Origin of the sequence: Streptomyces sp. NPDC057424, from assembly GCF_042803315.1 — a bacterium.
Classification (GTDB): domain Bacteria; phylum Actinomycetota; class Actinomycetes; order Streptomycetales; family Streptomycetaceae; genus Streptomyces.
Genome location: NZ_JBHVCP010000032.1, coordinates 44,452 through 60,342, shown reverse-complemented (window position 1 = coordinate 60,342; position 15,891 = coordinate 44,452). Strand labels below are relative to the sequence as shown.

16 protein-coding genes and 1 pseudogene are annotated in these 15,891 nt (G+C 73.4%); 7 read left to right on the top strand and 10 right to left on the bottom strand.

Translation table 11 applies throughout. The annotated features are described in order from the left end of the window. Positions 1 to 57: 57 nt before the first annotated feature. Positions 58 to 1,065 carry an ornithine carbamoyltransferase gene (gene argF, locus ACFU3E_RS24035; RefSeq protein ID WP_384161747.1) on the top strand — a complete coding sequence of 336 codons (1,008 nt, stop codon included), beginning with the start codon at positions 58 to 60 and terminating at the stop codon, positions 1,063 to 1,065. A 105-nt stretch (positions 1,066 to 1,170) separates the two neighbouring features. On the opposite strand, the gene ACFU3E_RS24030 is transcribed toward argF, so the two are convergent. Further along, the gene (locus tag ACFU3E_RS24030) at positions 1,171 to 1,638 is read right to left on the bottom strand and encodes an ATP-binding protein (RefSeq protein WP_384161744.1); all 468 of its coding nucleotides are present in this window, start codon (positions 1,636 to 1,638) and stop codon (positions 1,171 to 1,173) included. Between the two features lie 310 nt (positions 1,639 to 1,948). On the opposite strand from ACFU3E_RS24030, the gene ACFU3E_RS24025 reads away from it, so the two are divergent. After that, the gene (locus ACFU3E_RS24025; protein ID WP_384161741.1) at positions 1,949 to 2,776 is read left to right on the top strand and encodes an enoyl-CoA hydratase family protein; all 828 of its coding nucleotides are present in this window, start codon (positions 1,949 to 1,951) and stop codon (positions 2,774 to 2,776) included. Continuing rightward, complete coding sequence (locus tag ACFU3E_RS24020) at positions 2,761 to 5,181, top strand: bifunctional salicylyl-CoA 5-hydroxylase/oxidoreductase (RefSeq protein WP_384161738.1); 2,421 nt, start codon at positions 2,761 to 2,763, stop codon at positions 5,179 to 5,181. Before ACFU3E_RS24025 ends, ACFU3E_RS24020 begins: the two co-directional genes overlap by 16 nt. A gap of 104 nt (positions 5,182 to 5,285) precedes the next feature. Here ACFU3E_RS24020 and ACFU3E_RS24015 read toward each other — a convergent pair whose 3' ends face one another. The 6 genes from ACFU3E_RS24015 to ACFU3E_RS23990 form a co-directional block, all read right to left on the bottom strand. Continuing rightward, complete coding sequence (locus ACFU3E_RS24015; RefSeq protein ID WP_384161735.1) at positions 5,286 to 6,368, bottom strand: ABC transporter ATP-binding protein; 1,083 nt, start codon at positions 6,366 to 6,368, stop codon at positions 5,286 to 5,288. Next, positions 6,365 to 7,216, bottom strand: a complete 852-nt coding sequence (gene modB, locus ACFU3E_RS24010) for a molybdate ABC transporter permease subunit (RefSeq protein WP_384161732.1) — start codon at positions 7,214 to 7,216, stop codon at positions 6,365 to 6,367. Before modB ends, ACFU3E_RS24015 begins: the two co-directional genes overlap by 4 nt. After that, positions 7,213 to 8,028 (bottom strand): molybdate ABC transporter substrate-binding protein, encoded by an 816-nt coding sequence (gene modA, locus ACFU3E_RS24005; protein WP_384161729.1) that lies wholly within the window; start codon positions 8,026 to 8,028, stop codon positions 7,213 to 7,215. Before modA ends, modB begins: the two co-directional genes overlap by 4 nt. A 144-nt stretch (positions 8,029 to 8,172) precedes the next feature. Then, positions 8,173 to 8,943 carry a ribonuclease BN gene (locus ACFU3E_RS24000; protein WP_384161726.1) on the bottom strand — a complete coding sequence of 257 codons (771 nt, stop codon included), beginning with the start codon at positions 8,941 to 8,943 and terminating at the stop codon, positions 8,173 to 8,175. Between the two features lie 174 nt (positions 8,944 to 9,117). Further along, on the bottom strand, positions 9,118 to 9,930 hold the full coding sequence (locus ACFU3E_RS23995; RefSeq protein WP_384161723.1) for a PaaX family transcriptional regulator C-terminal domain-containing protein: 813 nt from the start codon (positions 9,928 to 9,930) through the stop codon (positions 9,118 to 9,120). 15 nt (positions 9,931 to 9,945) lie between these two features. Continuing rightward, entirely contained in the window at positions 9,946 to 11,556 is a 1,611-nt protein-coding gene (locus ACFU3E_RS23990; RefSeq protein ID WP_384161720.1) for an AMP-binding protein, read from the bottom strand. A gap of 127 nt (positions 11,557 to 11,683) precedes the next feature. On the opposite strand from ACFU3E_RS23990, the gene ACFU3E_RS23985 reads away from it, so the two are divergent. Continuing rightward, positions 11,684 to 12,865 carry an acyl-CoA dehydrogenase family protein gene (locus ACFU3E_RS23985; protein ID WP_384161717.1) on the top strand — a complete coding sequence of 394 codons (1,182 nt, stop codon included), beginning with the start codon at positions 11,684 to 11,686 and terminating at the stop codon, positions 12,863 to 12,865. Then, entirely contained in the window at positions 12,862 to 13,260 is a 399-nt protein-coding gene (locus ACFU3E_RS23980; protein ID WP_384161714.1) for a RidA family protein, read from the top strand. The genes ACFU3E_RS23985 and ACFU3E_RS23980 overlap by 4 nt, the downstream gene beginning before the upstream one ends. A 30-nt stretch (positions 13,261 to 13,290) precedes the next feature. Here ACFU3E_RS23980 and ACFU3E_RS23975 read toward each other — a convergent pair whose 3' ends face one another. After that, entirely contained in the window at positions 13,291 to 13,485 is a 195-nt protein-coding gene (locus tag ACFU3E_RS23975) for a DUF5999 family protein (RefSeq protein WP_384161712.1), read from the bottom strand. Positions 13,486 to 13,730: 245 nt separating this feature from the next. On the opposite strand from ACFU3E_RS23975, the gene ACFU3E_RS23970 reads away from it, so the two are divergent. Both ACFU3E_RS23970 and ACFU3E_RS23965 read left to right on the top strand, forming a co-directional pair. Next, positions 13,731 to 14,171 carry a DUF6299 family protein gene (locus ACFU3E_RS23970; RefSeq protein WP_384161708.1) on the top strand — a complete coding sequence of 147 codons (441 nt, stop codon included), beginning with the start codon at positions 13,731 to 13,733 and terminating at the stop codon, positions 14,169 to 14,171. A 75-nt stretch (positions 14,172 to 14,246) separates the two neighbouring features. After that, positions 14,247 to 14,633: pseudogene (locus ACFU3E_RS23965) on the top strand (ATP-binding cassette domain-containing protein); the annotation flags it as partial. 48 nt (positions 14,634 to 14,681) lie between these two features. On the opposite strand, the gene ACFU3E_RS23960 reads toward ACFU3E_RS23965, so the two are convergent. Both ACFU3E_RS23960 and ACFU3E_RS23955 read right to left on the bottom strand, forming a co-directional pair. Further along, the gene (locus ACFU3E_RS23960; protein WP_384161705.1) at positions 14,682 to 14,981 is read right to left on the bottom strand and encodes a hypothetical protein; all 300 of its coding nucleotides are present in this window, start codon (positions 14,979 to 14,981) and stop codon (positions 14,682 to 14,684) included. Positions 14,982 to 15,127: 146 nt separating this feature from the next. Next, complete coding sequence (locus ACFU3E_RS23955; protein WP_384161702.1) at positions 15,128 to 15,889, bottom strand: class I SAM-dependent methyltransferase; 762 nt, start codon at positions 15,887 to 15,889, stop codon at positions 15,128 to 15,130. Between the last annotated feature and the right edge of the window lie 2 nt (positions 15,890 to 15,891).

The window sequence follows — 15,891 nt, the reverse complement described above, 5'->3', positions numbered from 1 at the left end:
CTGTATTTCGTATAGTATTCCAGAAGTCTGTGTCCCCCGTATCCCTGGAGCGCCCTCATGGCGACTGTCCCGACCGCCCTCGCCGGCCGCCACCTCATCAAGGAGCTGGACCTCACCGAGGCGGAGTTCCGCGGCCTGGTCGAGCTGGCCGCCGAGCTGAAGGCCGCCAAGAAGGCCGGGGCCGAGACCCAGCACCTCCGGGGCCGGAACATCGCGCTGATCTTCGAGAAGACCTCCACCCGCACCCGCTGCGCGTTCGAGGTCGCGGCCGCCGACCAGGGTGCCTCGACCACCTACCTCGACCCCTCCGGCTCACAGATCGGGCACAAGGAGTCGGTCAAGGACACCGCGCGGGTGCTGGGCCGGATGTACGACGCGATCGAGTACCGGGGCGACAGCCAGCGGAAGGTGGAGGAGCTGGCGGCGCACGCCGGTGTCCCCGTCTACAACGGGCTCACCGACGACTGGCACCCCACCCAGATGCTCGCCGACGTACTGACCATGACCGAGCACTGCGCCAAGCCGCTGACCGAGGTCGCCTTCGCCTACCTGGGCGACGCCCGCTTCAACATGGGCAACTCCTACCTCGTCACCGGCGCCCTGCTCGGCATGGACGTACGGCTCGTCGCGCCGAAGGAGTACTGGCCGGCCGAGGACGTCGTCGACCGGGCCCACGCGCTCGCCGGGGCCAGCGGCGCCCGCATCACGCTCACCGAGACGGTGGACGAGGGCGTCCGGGGCGCCGACTTCGTCGCGACGGACGTCTGGGTCTCCATGGGGGAGCCGAAGGAGGTCTGGGCCGAGCGCATCACCGCACTCGCCCCGTACGCCGTGACCATGGACGTCCTGCGCGCCACCGGGAACCCCGACGTGAAGTTCCTGCACTGCCTGCCCGCCTTCCACGATCTCGGCACCAAGGTCGGCCTGGAGGTCCACGCCGCGCACGGCCTGGAGTACCTGGAGGTCTCCGACGAGGTCTTCGAGTCGGCCCACTCGGTCGTCTTCGACGAGGCGGAGAACCGGATGCACACCATCAAGGCGGTCATGGTGGCAACCCTCGCCTGACCAGGCCTTACGCCGACCTTCGGCCCGTCGCCCGCACCGCGGCCCCGTCGGCCGGGAGCGTCCCGTGACCGCGCTGCCGGCGCCCGGACTCCCGGCTCGTCACGGTCATGCCGAAGGACGCCGCTGAGCCGGTATCGCGGGCAGTCTGAACCAGACCGCCTTGCCGGACTCGGTCGGCCGGTGCCCGCAGGAGGAACTCAGGGCGCGGATCAGCAGCAGCCCGCGCCCGTGCTCCTGCCAGGGGTCGGGCGGCCCGCCGCCCGGGCGGGTGAGGTCGCCGGGCGGGGCCGGGTCGGTGTCGTGCACCTCGACCTGGCAGCCCGACGGCATCAGCTCCACGACCAGCTCTATCGGCGTCTCGCCCGTGGTGTGCTCCACGGCGTTGGCCACCAGCTCCGCCGTGAGCAGCTCCGCGGTGTCGCAGTCCGCCCCGTGCTCCAGCTCGGCCAGCGCCGTACGGACCAGGGCACGGGCCACGGGCACCGCCGCCGCGGTGTGCGGCAGCGCGATGCGCCAGGAGGCGGGGGCTGAGTGGAGTTCGTACAAGGCGGGTCCGTTCATGGAGCAGGACATCCTGCTTTCAACCTGATGAATGGTACGGCGCCGCTTCTCCGAGGTGTCCGAGGGGCACCGCCGGGGGCGCCTTCGCCCCCATGCTGGACGGCTTACCCAGGTGAACGCGGTGCCGCGCACCGCTGCTCCCGCCGTTACGCCGGTGTGGGCGATCTGTGACGGATGTAACCGGCCCAGGTCGCACCCGGGCCCCTCCCAGAAGTCCTACCCGGGCGGTCTATCGCGCACTCATGACGACAGTCACGGATGAGTGATAGCTTCGAGGGGTAGAGCTCAGTGAGGCAGTGCCCGCCCGAGGAGGCCGCACGTCATGAGTCCCTTCACCGGCTCCGCCGCCCGCACACCCGGCTGGGAGCATCTGCGCGTCGGCGTCGCCGACGGCGTCGCGACCCTCACCCTGAGCCGTCCCGAGAAGCTCAACGCGCTCACCTTCGGCGCCTACGCCGACCTGCGCGACCTGCTCGCGGAGCTGTCCCGGGAGCGGTCGGTACGGGCCCTGGTGCTGGCCGGCGAGGGCCGCGGCTTCTGCTCCGGCGGCGACGTCGACGAGATCATCGGTGCGACCCTCGGCATGGACGCCGCCCAGCTCCTGGACTTCAACCGGATGACCGGCCAGGTGGTCCGGGCGATCCGGGAGTGCCCGTTCCCCGTGATCGCGTCGCTGCACGGCGTGGCGGCGGGCGCCGGAGCGGTCCTCGCCCTGGCCGCGGACTTCCGCATCGCCGACCCCACCGCCCGCTTCGCCTTCCTCTTCACCCGCGTCGGCCTCTCCGGCGGCGACATGGGCGCGGCCTACCTGCTGCCCCGGGTCGTCGGCCTGGGTCATGCGACCCGTCTGCTGATGCTGGGCGACCCGGTCCGGGCCACCGAGGCGGAGCGCATCGGCCTGATCAGCGAACTGACGGAGGAGGGCCGGGCGGACGAGACGTCGCAGCAACTGGCCCACCGCCTGGCCCAGGGTCCGGCCCTGGCGCACGCCCAGACGAAGGCCCTCCTCACGGCGGAGCTGGACATGCCGCTCGCGGCTTCGGTGGAACTCGACGCCTCGACACAGGCACTCCTGATGAACGGAGCGGACTACGCGGAGTTCCACGCGGCGTTCACGGAGAAGCGCCCTCCCAAGTGGAGCGGGCGGTGAGTGCGTCGCCCCCAGGGGCGCGGGGCTGTGCCGAGGTGCGGCTCCGCCGCGGGGCGCGACAAGCCCCCACGCACCCGCGGCAGCCCCACGACCAGAGCCACCCCCTGCGTGTGGCGATCATCGGCGGCGGCCCCGGGGGCCTCTACACCGCCGCCCTCCTCAAGCGCCTCGACCCCGCCCGCGACATCACCGTCTGGGAACGCAACCCCCCGGACAGCACCTTCGGCTTCGGCGTGGTCCTCTCCGACGAGACGCTCGGCGGCATAGAACACGCCGACCCCCAGGTCCACGAGGCCCTCCAGCAGCACTTCACCCGCTGGGACGACATCGACATCGTCCACCGCGACACCCGCCACACCTCCCAGGGACACGGCTTCGCCGCCCTGGGCCGCCAACGCCTCCTGGAGATCCTCCACGCCCGCTGCCGCGCACTCGGCGTCGACCTCCGCTTCCGCACCGAGGCCCCTGACGACCTCACCCGGACCCACGACCTGGTCATCGCCGCGGACGGCATCCACAGCACCACCCGCGAGACCCGCGCGGACGTCTTCCGCCCCCGGGTGACGACCCACCGCTGCCGCTACATCTGGCTCGCCGCCGACTTCCCCTTCGACTCCTTCCGCTTCGAGATCGCCGAGACCGAGCACGGCGTGATGCAGCTCCACGGCTACCCCTACGCCCCCGACGCGTCGACGGTGATCGTCGAGATGCGCGAAGAGGTCTGGCGCGCGGCCGGTTTCGACGTGCTCGCCGAAGCGGAGTCGATCGAGCGCTGCGCCAAGATCTTCGCGGCGGCGCTCCACGGCCGTCCCCTGAAGTCGAACAACTCCACGTGGACGACGTTCCGCACGGTCGTCAACGACCGTTGGTCGCACGGCAACGTCGTCCTCCTCGGGGACGCCGCCCACACGGCCCACTTCTCCATCGGCTCCGGCACCAAGCTCGCCGTCGAGGACGCTCTCGCCCTGGCCGCCTGTCTGGAGGAACGGGACTCGCTGCCCGAAGCCCTCGCCGCCTACGAGGCGGAGCGGCGTCCCGTCGTCGCCTCCACGCAGCGCGCGGCCCGGGCCAGCCTGGAGTGGTTCGAGAACCTCGGCCTGTACCTGGACCAGCCGCCCCGCCAGTTCGCCTTCAACCTGCTCACCCGCAGCCGCCGCGTCACGCACGACAACCTGCGGCTGCGCGACGCGCACTTCACGGAGTCGGTGGAGCGCGAGTTCGGCTGCCCGCCCGGTACGCCCCCGATGTTCACGCCGTTCCGGCTGCGTGGTGTGACCCTGCGCAACCGGGTCGTCGTCTCGCCCATGGACATGTACTCGGCGGCCGACGGCGTCCCCGGCGACTTCCACCTCGTCCACCTCGGCGCGCGGGCGCTGGGCGGGGCCGGGCTGGTGATGACCGAGATGGTGTGCGTCAGCGAGGAGGGCCGGATCACCCCCGGCTGCGCCGGCCTCTACACCGGCCGGCAGGGCGAGGCCTGGAAGCGCGTCACCGATTTCGTGCACGCCCAGGCCCCCGGCACCGCGATCGGCGTGCAGCTCGGCCACAGCGGACGCAAGGGCTCCACGAAACTGATGTGGGAGGGCATGGACGAGCCGCTGGAGGAGGGCGACTGGCCGCTCGTGGCCCCCTCGGCACTCCCGTACAAGGGGTTCAGCCAGACTCCGCGCGAGTTGTCCCGCGCCCAACTCACCGACGTTCGCGAGCAGTTCACGGCCTCGGCCGTCCGCGCCGCCCGGGCCGGCTTCGACCTGCTCGAACTGCACTGCGCGCACGGCTACCTGCTGTCCGGGTTCCTCTCCCCCCTGACCAACCGGCGCACCGACGCCTACGGCGGCTCCCTGGAGAAACGGCTCCGCTTCCCGCTGGAGGTCTTCGACGCCGTGCGGAACGTGTGGCCGGGGGAGCGGCCCATGACCGTCCGGATCTCCGCCACCGACTGGGCAGAGGGCGGGACGACCGCCGAGGACGCCGTCGAGATCGCCCGGGCCTTCGCCGCGCACGGCGCCGACGCGATCGACGTGTCGACGGGCCAGGTCGTGGCGGACGAGCGGCCGGAGTTCGGACGGTCGTACCAGACGCCCTTCGCGGACCGGATCCGTCACGCGACCGGCATCCCGGTGATCGCCGTCGGTGCGATCTCGTCCTGGGACGACGTCAACTCCCTGATCCTCGCGGGCCGTACCGACCTCTGCGCCCTCGCCCGCCCTCACCTCTACGACCCGCACTGGACCCTGCACGCGGCGGCCGAGCAGGGCTACACCGGCCCGGGCGCGACCTGGCCGGCCCCGTACCGCGCGGGCAGCCGCCGCCCCCGGACGGGTCGTGCGGACGTCCCGAAACCGCGGCTGAGTCTCCAGAACCGCCGCGCGCAGGGCGGTCAGGGACCCGGGGCACGGCCCTGACCCTGGACGGCGTGGACCTGGTTCGAAGCCTTCAGGCCGCGACTGGAGGCTGTGGAGGACTCGCCGGCCGGGGCCGCGGCCTGAGCCTCGGGATGCCGTCCGCCTCAGACCGGGTACGCGTGGGTCTGCGTCGCCTTCACCGTCGCCCAGACCTCCGCGCCCGGGTGGAGGCCGAGCTCGGCCGCGGCGACCGTCGTGAGGTCGGCGGCGAGAGGGAGTTCACCGGTGAGGTCGGCCCGGATCTGGTCGCCGTGGGTCTCCAGACCGGCCACCTCGCAGCGCCACAGGTTGCGCGCGCTGGAGCCGGTGGGCCGGTCGCGGTGGAGGGTGACCGCGCTGGGCGGGAACGCCACGAAGACCGGGCCGGACAGGACCTCCGTGGTGGTGAGGGGCGGTCCGTCGGCGAGTCGGACGGTGTGGCCGTCGGCCTCGCCCCGGTAGAGGTTCAGGCCGACCAGCTGCGCGATGTAGTCCGTACGGGGATGGCGGGCGATGCCGGCCGGGCTGCCCTCCTGGACGACCCGGCCGTGCTCCACGACCACCAGCCGGTCGGCCAGCACCATGGCGTCGAGCGGATCGTGGGTGACGAGCACGGCGACCGCCTCGAAGTCGGCCAGATGGCGCCGGAGCTGGGCGCGGACCTCCAGGCGGGTGCGGGCGTCCAGCGCGGCCAGCGGCTCGTCGAGCAGCAGCATCCGGGGGCGGGTCGCCAGGGCACGGGCGAGGGCGACGCGCTGGGCCTGGCCGCCGGAGAGCCTGCGCGGCTTGGCGCCGGTGTGCGCCGCCAGGCCCAGGCGGGCGAGCCACTCGGCGGCCTGCGCCCGGGCCTCCGCCTTGGTGGCGCCCTGGCAGCGGGGGCCGAAGGCGACGTTGTCGAGGGCCGAGAGGTGGGGGAAGAGCAGGTAGTCCTGGAAGACGACACCGACGGGACGGGCCTCCGGCGGCGTACGGTCCAGCTCCGTGCCGTCCAGCCGCAGATGGCCGCCGGAGAGCGGGGTTAGGCCGGCGAGGGCGCGCAGCGCGGTGGTCTTGCCGGCGCCGTTCGGCCCCAGCAGGGCGACGACCTCGCCGGGCGCGACCGCCAGTGCCACGTCGAGGCGGAAGCCGCCGCGGTCCACGACCAGGCGGGCGTCGAGCCCGTCCGGCGCGGTGCCTGCGTGCGCGTCGTGCTCGTGGGTCTCGGTCATCCGGCGCTCATCCAGCGGTCGCGCAACCCCGCCAGTACCGCGATCGACACCGCCAGCAGCACCAGGCTGAGGGCGATCGCGGCCTCCGGGTCGCTCTGCAGGGCCAGGTAGACGGCCAGGGGCATGGTCTGGGTGCGGCCGGGAAAGTTGCCGGCGAAGGTGATCGTCGCGCCGAACTCGCCGAGCGCCCGTGCCCAGGCGAGGACCGCGCCCGCCGCGATGCCCGGCGCGATCAGGGGCAGCGTGACCCGGCGGAACGCGGTGAAGCGGGACGCACCCAGGGTGGTGGCCGCCTCCTCGTAGCGGGGGTCGGCGGCCCGCAGGGTGCCTTCGACGCTGATGACGAGGAACGGCATCGCCACGAACGCCTCCGCGATCACGACCCCGGCGGTGGTGAAGGGCAGCGTGATCCCGAACCACGCGTCGAGCCACTGCCCGACGATGCCGTTGCGGCCGAGTGCCATCAGCAGCGCCACACCGCCGACGACCGGAGGCAGGACGAGGGGCAGGGTCACGAGGGCGCGTACCAGGCCGCGGCCCGGGAAGTCCACGCGGGCCAGCAGCCAGGCCAGCGGCACGCCGAGGACCAGGCTCACCGCGGTCGCAGCCGTCGCGCAGAGCAGGGACAGCCTGAGGGCCTGCCACACCTCCGCGCTGGTCAGCTGCTCGGGCAGGCTGTGCCACGGGGTCCGTACGAGCAGGGCGATCAGCGGCACGATCAGGAAGGCCAGGCCGATCAGCGCGGGGAGTAGCAGGGGCAGCGGGACGCCGGTCCGGACGCGCCGGCGCCGCGGAGCGCCGCGGGGGGAGTCGGGCATGGTGCCGGGCTTGCCGGCCGGGGAGGTCATGGCGTGAGAAACCCGGCCCCGCTCAGGACCTTCCGGCCCTCGGCGGACCGTACCAGCGCGATGAACGCCGTGGCGGCCTCGGCGTTCCGTGCGTCCTCGAGCAGGGTGATCGGGTAGTCGTTGACGGCGTCGGCGGACTCGGGGAACTCCACGCCCTCCACCTTGTCACCGGCGGCGCGCACATCGGTCTTGTAGACGACGGCGGCGTCGGCCTCCTTCAGCTCGACCTTGGTCAGCGCGGCCTTGACGTCCTGCTCGTACGACACCGGGGTGAGCGTCAGCCTGCTCGCCTCGAGGGCCTTCTGCGCGGCGGTGCCGCACGGCACCTTCTTGTCGCAGAGCACCACCTTCAGGTCCGGTGCGGTGAGGTCCTCGAGGGAGGTGACCTTGTGCGGGTTGCCCGGCAGGGTGGCGATCTCCAGCTCGTTGCGGACGAAGGCCGCGGGCGTGCCCGAGGCGTCTCCGGCGTCCGTGACGATCTTCATCGTCCGGGGGCTGGCCGAGGCGAAGACGTCGGCCGGGGCGCCGCCGGTGATGCTCGCGGCGAGGGAGTCGCTGCCGCCGAAACTGAAGGTGACCTTCGTGCCGGGGTGCTCTTTCTCGAACCGCTCGCCCAGTGTCGTGAAGCTCTCCTGCAGCGAGGCCGCGGCGAACACGGTCACCTCGCCGGAGAGCCTGCCAGGCCCGGAGGAGTCAGGTTTCGCCGGGGAGTCGGAGCCGGACGACGAGCAGGCACTCAGGGTCAGCAGCGCTGCGGCTCCCCCCGCGGCCACCTGGAGCGGGCGGCGGGTCCGCCGCACGGTACGGGTCATCACGGGTCTGCTCCCTCTGCCGGGTATGTGCCGATGATAATGCCGCAGATGCTAGGGGAAGTCCCCCTGTGGGTTCGCATGAGCCGGGGCTGGTATCTCTGGGGGTGGCATGTGCGTTAGTACGGGAGGGTCGGCGGGCCCGTTCTATCCGGTGCGGTGCCGGGGTCCGTGGTGCTCCAGGGCCCAGCGGCCGAGGAGGGCCCCGCCGTAGACGACGTAGCCCACGCCGATGAGCCAGGACTCCACGACGAGAACGACGCCGACCGCTCCGTAGCTGATCGCGTTGGTGACGATGAGCGGGGTGAAGACGAAGTAGGAGAACATGCGCAGGCCGACCAGTCCCGCCATGGTGGCCACCGCCCCGGGGAGCAGATCGCTCCAGCGGACCTGCCCGCCCAGCAGGAAGCGCTGCCCCCACCAGAAGAACAGCACGCCGGACGCCGCGCTCAGCGCGATCCGCTCCGGCCCGGAGGCGAGGCTGCGCGTCTGCACCTCCTGGTACAGGTACGCCGTGACCGCGATCATCCACACCGCCTGCCGCCAGATGCGATGCCACGGGCCCGAGGGCAGGCCCCAGATCCGCTCGTAGCCGTTCTGCACGCTCCCGCCGAACGCGACGCCGAAGACGGCGAGCGCGACCCCGCCGAGCACGCTCGTGGTGCCGATGATCTTGCGCGGGGGGCTGATGATGTCCGTGAGCACCTGCGCGGACCGCCCGGACAGCCCCATGCCGTCGGCCAGCCAGAACGCGAAACCGCCTTGTTCCAGAGGGTCGGCGGCGGCGACCACGATCAGCAGCGGGGCCAGCGTGACCAGCGCGAGCGTGGCGAACCCCATGGCCCGGTGCAGCAACTCCACGTCGCGGCCCTGCCGGACGAGGGTGTGCGCACCGGCCCGCTCCCACCCGCCGCGCACCGAGCGCCCCCACCCCCTCACGGGCGCCGGTCCGCGCGGACGACGGCCGTGCTCGGTGGTGTGGTGACGGTCATCCCTCGGTCCGCCTCCCGCTGCGTGCTCCGTCCGGTCGCGGACATCGTTGACCGTTCCACGGCGGAGCAAACGCGGCAAACCGGGCGGCGCCGGCGGTGGTCAGAGCCCCACGAAGTCCGCCCCCGCGTCCCGCAGCCGCTCGTGCAGCCCCCGGAACACCGCCGACGAGCGGGCCCCCGGCCAGTCCGCCGGAAGCAGTTCGGACGGCAGGCCCGGGTCCGTGTAGGGGAGGTGGCGCCAGGAGTCCAGGGCGAGGAGGTAGTCCCGGTAGGCCTCCTCGGCGGGGGTGTCCTCGCGCTTCTCCCAGCCGTGCAGCACGGGCGCGTGGCGGTCGAGGAACGCCTCGTGCTCCTTGGCGATGGCCGCCAGGTCCCACCATCGCGCGACGGCCTCGGCCGTCGGGGCGAAACCGAGGTGGTCACCGCGGAAGAAGTCGACGTACGCGTCGAGCCGCAGCCGCTGGAGCGTGTGCCGGGTCTCCTCGTACAGCCGCGCGGGCGCGATCCACACACCCGGAGCGGCCGTGCCGAAACCGAGCCCGGCCAGCCGGGAGCGCAGCACGTGCCGCTTCTGCCGCTCCGACTCCGGCACGGAGAACACCGCGAGCACCCAGCCCTCGTCCCCGGGCGGTGCCGAGGCGTAGATGCGGCGGTCACCGTCGTCGAGCAACTGGCGCGCATCCGGGGACAGTTCGTACCCGGCCGCGCCCTGAGCGGTGCGGGCCGGCACGAGCAGTCCGCGTCTCTTGAGCCGCGACACCGAGGAGCGTACGGACGGGGCGTCCACGCCGGCCGCGGCCAGCAGCCGAATCAGTTCGGCCACCGGCACGGGGCCGGGCATGAAGCGCCCGTACGCGCCGTAGAGCGTGACGATGAGAGACCGTGGTGCATGCTGGTCGGACACGTTGATCATCTTAGGTCGTACGGATCAGTCCCGGTCGCCTACCGGTACCCCCGGGGCGCGCAGTCTGAACCGCTGGAGCTTGCCGGTGGCCGTGCGCGGCAGCGCGTCCAGGAAGACGACCTCGCGCGGGCACTTGTACGGCGCCAGCTCGCTCTTCACGAAGGCGCGCAGCGCCGCGGCGTCCCGCCGCGCGCCCTCCTTGAGGACGGCGAAGGCCAGCACGACCTGCCCGCGGGCCTCGTCTGGCCGCCCCACGACCGCCGCCTCCACCACGTCCGGGTGCCGCAGCAGAGCCTCCTCCACCTCGGGGCCGGCGATGTTGTACCCGGCCGAGATGATCATGTCGTCGGCGCGGGCGACATAGCGGAAGTAGCCGTCGGCGTCGCGGACGTAGGTGTCGCCGGTGATGTTCCAGCCGCCGCGCACGTAGTCCCGCTGCCGCGGATCGGCGAGGTAACGGCAGCCGACCGGCCCGCGCACGGCCAGCAGCCCCGGCTGCCCGTCGGGCACGGGCCGGCCCTCCCTGTCCTGCACGCGCGCGTGCCACCCCGGCACGGGAACGCCCGTGGTCCCGGGCCGGATCCGGTCGTCGGCCGCGGAGATGAAGATGTGCAGCAGCTCGGTGGCGCCGATGCCGTTGATGACGCGCAGGCCCGTGCGCTCGTGCCACGCCTGCCAGGTGGCCGCGGGCAGGTTCTCGCCGGCCGAGACGCAGCGCCGCAGGGAGGAGACGTCGTACCCGTCGAGCTCGTCGAGCATCGCCCGGTACGCCGTCGGCGCGGTGAACAGCACGGAGACCCGGTGCCGGGCGATGGCGGGCAGCAGCTGCCGGGCTCCCGCCTGTTCGAGCAGCAGCGCCCTCGCGCCGGCCCGCAGCGGGAAGACCACCAGCCCGCCGAGGCCGAAGGTGAAGCCCAGTGGCGGGCTGCCCGTGAACACGTCGTCCGCGCGGGGCTTGAGGACGTGCCGGGAGAAGGTGTCGGCGATCGCCAGGACGTCCCGGTGGAGGTGCATACAGCCCTTGGGGCGGCCGGTGGTGCCGGAGGTGAAGGCGATCAGTGCCACGTCGTCGGCCGCCGTCGCGACGGCCTCGTACGGTATGCCGGGCGCCGGGCGGTTGAGGAGGTCGTCCGGGGCGTCGCCGCCGTAGGCCGTGATCCGCAGGCCGGGGATCCCGGCCTCGGCGAGGTCGTCGACGGCCCGGATGTCGCACAGGGCGTGCCGCACCCGCGCGATCTCGCACATCGTGCTCAGTTCGTGCGGGCGCTGCTGGGCGAGCACCGTGACCGCCACGGCCCCGGCCTTCAGCACCGCCAGCCAGCAGGCCGCGAGCCAGGGCGTGGTGGGTCCGCGCAGCAGCACCCGGTTGCCGGGGACGACCCCGAGTTCGCCGGTGAGCAGATGGGCCACGCGGTCGACGCGGGCGCGCAGCTCGCCGTACGTCCACGGCACGCCGGTGGCGGTGAGGAACGCCGGGCGGTCGTCGGGCGGGCCGTGCAGCAGTTCGGCGGCGCAGTTGAGCCGTTCGGGGTAGTGCAGCTCCGGCAGATCGAAGCGGAGCTCGGGCCGTTGGCCCGGGGGTGGCAGATGGTCCCGGGCGAAGGTGTCGACGTGGGCCGTGCCCCGTGGATGCATACGGTTCGCCCCCTTGGCGTGGTGGGCTCGCCCCTGGAGCGTATCGTGTTGGTGACGACAGTCAACGGTCCGCGATAGCCTCGGAGTGGCCCAGCCGGAACGCAGGGTGGCGGAGAAGGGACCGGCGATGACCGCATTCTCACTCGAACCGGCACAACTCGCCTGGTGCGCCGCACTGCGCACCCTGGCCGCGGAACGGCTCCGCCCGCTGGCCGGCAAGGGCGAACCGGGGCATGTGAACCGCACCCTGGTCGCCGAACTCGGCAGCCTCGGGCTGCTCGGACGCCTGTTCACCTCGGGTGCGCTCGACCTGTGCCTCATGCGCGAATCCCTCGCCTACGCCTGCACGGAGGCGGAGACGGCCCTGGCCCTCCAGGGCCTGGGCGCCCACCCGGTCCACGCGTACGGCACCCGGGAGCAGCGCGCCCGCTGGCTCCCCCGGGTCACCGCCGGCGCGGCGATCGCGGCCTTCGCGCTGAGCGAGCCGGGGGCGGGCTCGGACGCGGCGGCGCTGGAGCTGCGGGCGGAGCCGGACGCAGCGCGGGGCAACCGGCCATCGGCCGCCACGGCACTCACCGCCACCCCCGAGGGCGTCGCCCGCTGGCGTCTCACCGGCGAGAAGTGCTGGATCTCCAACGCCCCCGAGGCCGACTTCTACACCGTCTTCGCCCGGACCACCCCGGCTGCCGGAGCCCGTGGCGTCACGGCCTTCCTCGTGCCCGCCGACCGGCCGGGCCTGACCGGCCGCGGACTCGACATGCTCTCGCCGCACCCCATCGGCGCGCTCGACTTCGACGCCGTGCCCGTGACGGCCGACGATGTGCTGGGCGAGGTGGACCGCGGCTTCCGGGTCGCCATGGGGACGCTCAACCTGTTCCGGCCCAGCGTCGGCGCGTTCGCGGTCGGCATGGCGCAGGCGGCCCTCGACGCGACCCTCGCCCACACCGCAGGGCGGGACGCCTTCGGGGGGAAGCTGCGGGACCTGCAGGCCGTCTCGCACCAGGTCGCCGAGATGGCCCTGCGCACGGAGGCGGCCCGGCTGATGGTCCACGCGGCGGCGTCGGCGTACGACGCGGACTCCCCGGACGTGCCCCAGCGCTCCGCCATGGCGAAACTGCTCGCCACGGAGACCGCGCAGTACGTCGTCGACACGGCCGTCCAGCTGCACGGCGCGCGGGCCCTGCAACGCGGCCACCTGCTCGAACACCTCTACCGTGAGGTGCGCGCCCCGCGCGTCTACGAAGGGGCCAGCGAGGTGCAACGCGGCATCATCGCCAAGGAGTTGTACGCCCGTCAGGAGGCCCGGTGAACATCGAGCGCGTCAACCCGCCCGGCCTGTCCCCGCCGGCCGGCTTCTCCCACGCCGTCGTGGCCTCCGGGTCACGGGTGGTGTTCCTGGCGGGCCAGACCGCCCTCGACGCCGACGGCAAGGTGGTCGGCCGCACCCTGCCCGAGCAGTTCGGAAAGGCCCTCACCAACCTGCTGGCCGCCCTCTCCGCGGCCGGCGGCACGCCGTCCGACCTGGCCCGCGTCACCGTCTACGCCACGGATGTCCGGGCGTACCGCGCGCACGCGCACGAACTGGGCCTCCTGTGGCGTGAGCTGGCCGGGCGGGACTATCCCGCCATGGCGGTCGTCGAGGTCGTCCGGCTGTGGGACGCGGAGGCGATGGTGGAACTGGACGGCTTCGCGGTCCTGCCGTGACGAGGCCGTCGGGCCGCCGTGGAGCGCCGGTCAGGCCGCCACGGCCAGCACCTGCGCCGTCACCCGGAGCGGCTGCACCACGCGCCCGTCCGGCAGCAGTTCGCCGGTGTCGTCGAAGAGGACCGTCCCGTCGCACAGCAGGCTCCATCCCTGCTCGGGGCGGGCCGCCACGACGTGCGCGGCGGGGGAGTCGGTCGCGGGGCACAGGGGCTGGTGGGCACACATGGCGCACCTCCACGTCGGTAGGGCCGTCCGAAGGGTTCGGACGACTCGTACAGCCAGACCATCCTCCCGTGCCGAACGCGCCGGAACGGCCCGGCGGGAAGCGTGACACGCCCAGGACATTCCCAGGACGGTTCCACGACGGCCGGCGCGGACTCGCCACCGAAGGGGTGAGGGTCACGGGCGCCGGCCCGGACGGCCGGTACGAGTGGAAGCCGCAATTCCACTCCTTTCGGGAGGTTCCCCCCATGCGTGTTCGTCCCCTTCTCGGCGCGGCTGCCGGTGCCGCGCTGCTCCTGCTCACCGGTGCCGGCGCGGCGCCCGCCACCGCGTCCGTCCTCGCCCCGGCCGGCTCGGTGACGGTCGACGCGGTGGGCCGGATCGCCGCCGACGGCACCGTCACCCTGTCCGGCACCTACCGCTGCGTGAGCTCCAGCGGGCCGGTCTTCGTCAGCTCCTCCGTGCGCCAGGGCGTCTCCACGGCCCGTCACGGCATCGGCGGCACCCGGGCCGTGTGCGACGGCGCGGAGCACCGCTGGGTGAACACGGGACGGACCGTGCCCGGCGCACTCGTGGCAGGGGCGGCCCACGTCGAGGCCACCCTCATGGAGCTGCGCACCTTCAGCGGACTGCCGTTGCCCAGCTTCCACGCGGTCCAGGGGCAGGACATCACCCTGACCCAGCCCTGAGCGCGACGGTGAGGGACCGGCGGGCGCCCCGTGTGGGGACGCCCGCCGGTCCTGTTGGGTTGCGATGTCTTTGCACTCTCCGCGGACCCCCGGCTGCCGCTCACCGACCTGATCGCCGAGCCTCGGCGTGCCACCGGCCGCGCCGGGGAAGCCCCGGCCCGGGGCGCCGAGCTGGCACCGGCCGTCGGCCTCACCTCCGACCTGCTCACCCGGCGGCCGCACGAGGTCAGCGACGGTCAGCCACAACGCGCCTGTCTCGCCCGGGCCCTGGTGCTGCGTCCGCGTCTGCTGGTGTGCGACGAGATGACCGCGATGCTCGACGCCTCGACTGCCGCCGCCCTGGTCGCGGCCGTCGAGGACTACCGTGCCTCGACCGGCGCCGCCCTGCTGGCCGTGGGCCACGACCGCACCCTGCCGGAGCGCTGGTGCGACCGCACCGTCCACTGGGACGCCCTGGCCTGAGACGCGCCGGCCCGGGCGTCCGCGTCCGTCAACGGACCCGGACGCCGGTCAGTGGTCGTCCCAGTGGCCGTCGTGGGCGGCGTGGCGGTGGCCGTCGTGCACGTAGTCCGTGTGGTCGCCGTGCCGCACGGCCAGGTGGCCGCAGGTGTCGCCGTGCTCGTGGTCGTGGTTCCGGTGCACCGTGTGGCCGGTGTTCGCGCACTCGTCGGCGTGCCCCTCGTGCATCCGGTGGATGTGGCCGTCGTGGGCGTAGTCGGTGTGGTCGCCGTGGGGGAAGGCGAGATGACCGCAGTCGTCGCCGTGGGTGTGTCCGTGGTTGTCGTGGGTGTCGTGCTCGGCGGTGGTCATGGGGGGCTCCTCGCGTGTGCGCGTGACCGCTCGCGGGGCTTGCGCCGAGACCGGCGGGGCGATGTCGACGTGGAGCGGTCTCCGCAAACAGTGTCGGAGCGCACGCCCCCGTGCGCACCCGGTGTGGTGCGGGCGAGTGAAGCCCCCTAGCGCACCGCGACGACCACGCAGCTGTCGCCGTACTGCCACACCGGCCCGGCCTGGGCGAAGCCGGCCTGCCGGAGCAGCTCCACGTGGGTGGGGAGGGGGAGGTCGGCGGGGCGGCCGGTGCCGGATGCCGCGCGGCGGCGGCGCTCCGCGAGCAGGTCGGTCAGCTCCGGGTCGTCTCCGGCCCCGGCCCACCAGGAGTCCCAGTCCTCCTGGGTGAACACGCGCTGCCGGTCGGCCCGGCACCGCCCGACGTGGGCGGCGATCCGGGCCGGGCCCGTCTCACCAGGCGGAAAGTGGTCGCCGTTGACGAGAACGCCCCCGGGGCGCAGCAGCACGGCGAGCTGCCGGTAGGTGGCGAGCAGGGTGTCACGGTCGAGGTAGTGCAGGGCCGTGGTGGAGACTGCCGCGTCCAGGGGCCGGTCCAGGTCCAGGGCCCACGTCCAGCCGGGCGCGCCGATCTCGGCGTCGACGTAACGGGCCGCGTCCGGGTGGTGGGTGCGGCCCAGCTCCAGCAGGAGGGGGTCCCGGTCCACGGCCACGACCTCCGCGTCGGGCAGCCGCCGGACCAGCCGGGCCGCGAGGGAGCCGGGCCCGCAGCCGAGGTCCACGACGAGGGGGCGGGTGGCACAACCCGCCGTGGCGTGCTCGACGACATCGGCGATCACCGTGAACCGCTCCTCGCGGTCGACGGCGTACCGCTGCTGCTGGAGCTCCCAGCGCTCCACCCATCGCTCCGCCGTCGCCAGACTCAGCCCCATCC